General features: G+C 69.0%; 1 protein-coding gene. It reads right to left on the bottom strand.

Features of this window, described 5'->3' with window-relative positions:
- On the bottom strand, nt 1-7212 hold a 7212-nt coding region (locus tag EEB19_RS26175), incomplete at both ends, for a non-ribosomal peptide synthetase (protein WP_187590260.1).

The following is a 7212-nucleotide window of genomic DNA, read 5'->3' as shown; positions in this document are numbered from 1 at the left end:
CCCAGCAGCCGCACCCTCGACAAACCCCCGCTCCCCCTCCGACAGCAAGTCGACCGACGCCGCCGGCCGCCCAGCATCTCCGACGACGACCTCGACCGCGGCTCGCATTCGTTCACCGATCAACCGAACCGTGCTCTCGTCGAACAGATCCCGCGCGTACGTCAGCCGCAGCCGCCACGCACCGTCGTCCTCGACCGCGACGACATGCAGGTCGAACTCACTGCGCTCATCGGCGAGCGCGGTGCCGGGTTCGACCATGGCCGCCGGGATCGACCCGTCCGCAGCGTCCATCGAGAATGCGATCTGCACCAGCGGGTGTCGCCCGGGCTCCCGGGGCGGGTCGACCATCGAGACCACGTCGTCGAACGCGATGAGCCCGTGGTCGATCGCGGCCAGGTCCCCGTCGCGCACAGATTCGAGCAGTCCGCCGACGGTGAGTTCGGGTGTGAATTGAGTTCGCAGCACGACGGTCGAGATCAGCATGCCGACGGTGCGCGCGCTGTCAGCATCGCGGCGCAGCGAGACCGGGGTGGCCACGGCGACGTCGTCTGTTCCGCTCTGAATGGCGAGCGCCAGTGCGACTCCCGCGTGCAGGATGTGGAATGCGCTCGCATGGGCAGTGTGTGCCGTCGACGCGATCTGCCCCGACACCACGTCACCGATCTCGATGTCCATCGTGGTGGTGCGGAGTTCACGCTCGGCGGGACGGTGCGGCACGAGGTCCAGGCGCCCGCTGTAGCCGTCGAGGGTCTGCGTCCAGAAGTCGATCTGCTCCTGCGACGACCGCTCCTGCTCATGAGTCATGCGCTCGGCCACGACATCGAATCCGACGCCAGGCTCCTCCAACACAGAACTGTCGAGCAGCGCAACGAGTTCGTCACCGACGATCACCGCCGACTCCCCGTCGAACAGGATGTGATGCGCGACGATCACGATCGCCGTCGGAGCGCCGCCGGACTCGATCGCCCATGCCCGTATCGGTGGTCCCGCCTCCAGGTCGAACGGCTCCGAGAACATCTCGAGCGCATCGTCAGCGGCGAAGTCGTCCGAGGTGACGACGGCGAGCTCGGGTCTCCAGTCATCGAGCACTCGCTGTCGTGGGCCGTCGGCTGCCGCGACGAACATCGTCCGCAGCGCCGGATGCCGGCCGACGACAACGTCCACAGCATCCCGCACCTGACCCCGGGACGTCCCCGCCGGTACCGGCACGATCACCGGCACCGCATAGATCGGCACGTCACCCAGCAGCTGGGCAGTCACCCACATGCGGCGTTGCGTCGGTGCGAGCGGCAGTTCGCGTGGTGCGTCTGCCCCTTCGTGACGCTCGCAAGCTCGCTCCTCAGGGACCAGAGCTGGACCACCCCCACCGGTCCCTGAGGAGCCCGCGACGAAGGAGCGAGCGTCACCACCGGCCCCTGAGGAGCCCGCGACGAAGGAGCGAGCGTCACGAAGGGGCCCCACCGCCCGCGCCAACTCCATCGGCGTCGGGTTCTCGAACAGCATCCGCGTCGGAACCCGCACGCCGAGTTCGCGTCCCAGCGCCGACACCACGCGCGTCGCCGACAACGACGTCCCGCCGATGGTGAAGAAATCGTCCGCCTCGCCGACGACGCCGTCGGGCACGCCGAGCACATCGGCCATGATCGCCACGACATCAGCGGTCAATGCCCCACCCTCAGCCGCCTCGACCTCGACGACCGCCGACCGCTGCTCGACGACCACCTCTCCGCCTCGCGCCGCAACACTCGGGAACCACCCGTCCACATCCCGCCCGACCGCAGCGAAGACCGTCACGAAGTCATCGAGCAGCCCCTGTGCCACCACAACCGGGACGAATCCTGAATGCACCACGGTCACCGCGATGCCGTCACCGTCGTCGGCGAGAACCACCTCGATGTCGAACTTGGCGTCGACGGTGGCGAGCGCATCGACGATGGACGCGCGCCACGACTCATCCGCGGCACCCGTCATCATGTCGGGTGAGATCGTCGGCAGGACATCCTCATTCACGAGAAGCACCGAGATCAACGGGTCGTAGCCGTCGTGTGCGTGTGGTCGGACGGCACGCGCGACAGCGTCGTAGGGCACCTCGGCATGCTCGGCCGCGATCAACGCGATGTCACGCGCCTGTTCGATCGTCGCTCGCATTGTCTCCCCGGCATCGAGCCGGGTCCGCAGCGCGACGGTGTTGACGAACATGCCGACAACCGACTCCCACTCGGGCGCCGTCCGCCCGTGAACCGGGACGCCGACAACGGCATCCCAACGGCCCGTCCACTGGCCGAGCACATTCGCAAGCGCAGCATGCGCGACGTGGAACACCGTCGCCGACAACCTATCTGCCGTGACACGGACGGCGTCGGCCGTCGCGCGGTCCACCCGCGACGACACGCGCCCCGGTGCGGCTTCGACGGTTCGACGCCCCGGGATGCTCACCGGGTCGCCGGCCCCCTCGAGAGTGGACTTCCAGTGAGCGAGTTCGCGGGTGTAGCGACTGCTCGGGTCGTCGGGTCCGCCCAGGCGACGCATCTGCCACTGGGTGAAGTCGGCGTACGTCAACGATCCCGCCGACAACCCGCGTCCGTCGAAGGCCCGCAGCAGGTCGTCCAGCAGAATCCGCATCGACCAGCCGTCGATCGCGATGTGGTGCAGCGACGCAACGAAATACCGTTCGTCGGCGGAATCATCACTGATCACCGCGGCACGGAACCCCGGCTCGTGCTGCAAATCGAATGGTGCAGAGAGGAACTCGTCGACAGCCGCCCGCGCAGCACCAGAATCGACGACGCGACGCCCCAGCACCGGACCCTCCCGCCCGACGATGACCTGCGCCGGCCCGGCAGGACCATCCGGAAAGACGGTCCGCAGCACGGCATGCTTGTCGACGACGGCGCCGACAGCAGTGTCGAGCCGCTCGACGTCGATCTCGCCGTCGATCCGGATCACGACGGGCACATGGTACGCCGTCGACGTCGGGTCGTAGTGGTTGTGAATCCACATGCGGCGCTGCGGATGTGCCAGTGGCAGATGATCGGGGATCGGCAACTTCTCCGGCGCAACCGTTCCGCCGGACGTCAGCTCGTTGACGCTCGCGGCGATGGCCCGCACAGTCCGCGCCTCGAACAGCAGTCGCACCGGCACGTCGGTACCCATCGCCGACGACAACCGCGCGGTGACTCGCGTCGCCGACAGCGACGTTCCGCCGAGTTCGAAGAAGTCCGCATCTGCGCCCACCCCGGCAACGGGGATCTCCAGCACCTCGGCGAACACGCCGGCGACCGTCTCCTCGGCTAGGCCGGCGAGCGGTACGCCGGCCGCGTCATCGGAGACCGCCTCGGGCGCGGCGAGCTGCGCGACATCAACCTTGCCGTTCCGTCCCAGCGGCAACGCCTCCACCGGCACGATCGCCGACGGGATGATGCTGCGTGGCAACACATGCGACAGCTGCTCGCGCACAGCGTCGGGACCGATCGTCACTCCAGGCTCGCCGACGACCCACGACACCAGCACCTTCTCCCCGCCTGCCGTGGCGCGGACAGCCGTGACCGACGTCGCGACATCGGGCAGGCGGGACAGGGCCGCGTCGATCTCCGCCGGCTCCAGCCGGATGCCGCGGATCTTCACCTGATCGTCGGTGCGGCCGTGGATGACCAGGGTGCCGTCGGGGCGACGATGCACGAGATCGCCGGTCCGGTACATGCGGGCCCCGGTGCCCGTCGGATCCGCCACGAACGCCGACGACGTCGTCACCGGGTCGTCGAGATAGCCCTGCGCCAAGCAATGTCCGGCGAGGTACAGCTCGCCGACGGTGTGGGCGGGCACGGGCCGCAGCGTGGCGTCGAGCACATGCGCTGTCACCCCGTCGAGCGGCATGCCGATCGGCACGGCGCCGTCGACCGCCCTGATGAACCGCGCGCTGCTCACCGCCACAGTCGCCTCGGTGGGTCCGTACTCGTTGCTCATCGACCGCGCGCCCGTCCACTCGCGGACGAGTCCGGCGCCGAGCGGTTCGCCGCCGACCGCGATGTGCCGAACTTCGGGCAGCTCATCGGATTCCAGTGTCGCCAGCACCGACGGAGTGGTCAGCATCGTGGTCACGCGGTTCTCGCGCACCGTGTCGCGCAGTTCGTCGCCTGCGATTACGTCGGGCGGGCAGCAGACGATGGTGGCGCCGACGATACGTGCGGGCACCACACCCATCAGCTGGGCGTCGAATCCGACTGCGTACGTGTGGAGTAGGCGGTCATCGGTTCTCAGGTGCAGCCGTTCGACGGTCTCGCGCGCCCAGCCGGTGAGACCCCGGTGGGTGACGACGACTCCCTTCGGCGTGCCGGTCGTCCCGGAGGTGAAGGTGATGTAGGCGGGGTCGGCGGGGCGCAACGGCCGGATGCGCTCGGCGACATCGAACGGGGTCGACGCCGCGGGCGCGATCTCGTCGATGCAGAGCACCGGGATCTCGTGATTCGTCTGCGGTGGCGTGGCACCGGCCAGCGTGAGGATAGCCGACGGGCGGCTGCGCGTGATGATGCCGCGTCGACGTTCGTCCGGATCGGCGGGATCGACGTTGACGAACGCCGCACCTGTGCGGGCGACCGCGACTGTGGCGATCACATTCCACATGGAACGCGGGAGATGCTGGACCACAACGTCGCCCGGTCCGACACCGCGCGCGACGAGCGCTCGGGCGATGGCGGTCGAATAGTGATCCAAGTGCGCGTTCGTCAGTTCGGGACCGGTCGCGGCGGGATGATGCCGACGGTCGACGACGGCCACCGCGTCGGTGCGCGACAGCCCGATGGTCAGGAGGTCGCTCAGCGTCTCGATCGGCGGCGCCGGCAACGGCGGTGGTGTCGGGCGCGTCAGCAGGTCACGGGTCGGGCGGTCGGCCGCGGCCACCGCAGCGGTCAGCGTGTCGATGACCAGGCGGCACAACGCGTCCAACCGCGCACGGTCGGCCACCCGAGCCGTGCACGCCATCGCCAGATGCACCTGCCCATCGACCCGGTACATCGACACGTCGATCCCGAACAGCGGCACGTCCCCGGCCGCCGGTCGAGTAGCCCGCGGGCCGCCCCCCACCGCTGGTCGAGTAGCCAGCGAGCCGCCAGGCGAGCCGGCGTATCGAGACCACCCCCCGACCCCTGAGGAGCGAGCTTGCGAGCGTCTCGAAGGGTCCCCCAGCTCCACCAAACCGTCCGGCACCATCCCGAACGACACCTCGAACAGCGGCGTCCCCGCCCCGGCGCGACCCGGGTCGGCGATCTCAGCAATCTCCGTCAGCGGTAGATCCGCATGCGCGAACGCACCGAGGTCCACGTCCGTGACCCGCGCGAGCAGTTCCCCGAACGGCAGGTCGAGGTCGATCGATGTGTGCAACGGCACCGCCCGCGCGAACAGCCCCGGAACCGTCGCCAATCGTGCGTCCAGCCGCCCCGACACCGCGGTGCCGATGGTGATCGCCGACGTATCTGCCTGTCGCGCAAGCACTGCGGCCAGCGCTGTGTGCGCGACGATGAAGGCCGTGGTCCGCCGCTCGACGGCGAGCGCGTCGAGTGACGCCGTGGCCGATGCGCTGAGGAATCGGTGCGCTTGGTGCACCACAGCGTGTCCGTCAGCCGCGTCGGCGACGCCGCGCAGGTTCACCTCGGGGAGGTTCAACGGCTGCACCGGCTCGGCGAACGCCGACGACCAGTGCGCACGCAACTCCTCACGACGATCGCTCAGCGCCTCGTGCCGCCACAACGTGTACTGCCGATAGTCGACGCCGGCCGATTCCGCACCTGCCCCGGCGAGCTCCGCCGCCAGCTCGTCCCACAGGATCGCGAACGATTCGCCGTCGACAGCGATGTGATGAACGACGACGAGAAGCCATGTCGCACCCTCGTCCTCGACGACACGTATCCGCCACGGCAGTGACGACGACACGTCGATCGGGGTGCGCAGCGCCGAGGCCGCAGCATCGACTCCGCCCGACAGATCGACGTCTCCGTCGAGCTCGTCGGCAATGTGTCGTGCGAGTTCCGTATCGCCCCAACGATGTTGATGTGGCGTGCCGTCGATGATCGGGAAGGTGGTGCGCAGCGCGTCGTGGCGCGCGATGACAGTCGCGATCACCGCCCTGGTCGCCTCGACGGTGGCCGGCACCGGTACCGCCGCGTGCATCAGGTAGCCGACGAAGTCGGGCTCGGTCCGCCACCGCAGCCACACATCCATCTGTTCCGGCGTGAGTGGCAGGTTGGCCGGCTCGTCGCGGCGCTGACCCAATGACGGGACTGTTTCGGCGACAACCGGTTCGGCGATCAGTCGCGCAAGACTTTCTACGGTCAAGTGCTCGAAGATGTCGGCGACGGTGACTGGATGCCCCTCGGCGGCGAGTCCTGCCGCCAGACGCGCCGCTGACAGCGACGTACCGCCCGCAGCGAAGAAATTCGTGTCCGGGAGGATCGAGGTCGCGTCGTCGAGCCCGATGACCGCACGCATCACGGCGGCGACGGTGTCCTCGTCCGCGGTCAGCGGCCGTGCGGCATCCGAAGGATCATCCAACTGTGCAAGCAGTGTGTCCTTGTCGAGCTTGCCCGTTCGGGTCGTCGGCCAGCCTTCGACGATGCTGATGCGCGCCGGAACCGCGTGCGCCGGCAGTCGGGTGGAGCAGGCCCCGTACAGCGCCGACTCGGAGAGTGCGCGGAGGGCATCGCGGTCGGCGAGCCCGTCCTCGGTGACAAAGGCGACGAGTCGCTCATCGCCCGGTGTGCGTCCAGGCGCGACGAGTACCCGAACATCGCCGACTCCCGGCACGAACCGCAGCGCCGCCGCGATCTCGCCGAGTTCGATGCGATGCCCGCGCACCTGCACCTGGTCGTCGTCGCGACCCAGGTATGCCAGTCGGCCGGACGCGACCTCGCGCACGCGATCGCCGGTGCGGTACATACGGGTCCCCGTGCCCTGCGGATCGGCGACGAAGCGTCCGGCGGTCAGTGCCGGCGCGTTCAGATAGCCGAGCGATACCTGCTCGCCCGCGACGTACAGATCGCCCACCGCACCCGCCGGCACCGGCCGCAGTCGCGAGTCCAGGATCACCCAGCCCACCCCGTCGAGCGGGGCGCCGATGATGCTGCGCCGGTCGTCGAGGTCGACCTCGGCAGTCGTCAGGAAGATCGTCGTCTCGGTGATGCCATAGCCATTGATCAGCCTGACCCCCCGGTCCCCGAGGAG

The sequence above is a fragment of the Gordonia sp. OPL2 genome (genome assembly GCF_003797825.1).
In the GTDB taxonomy this organism is placed as follows: domain Bacteria; phylum Actinomycetota; class Actinomycetes; order Mycobacteriales; family Mycobacteriaceae; genus Gordonia.
Note: the sequence above shows the minus strand (reverse complement) of the source record. Positions and strands in the feature narration are given on the sequence as shown.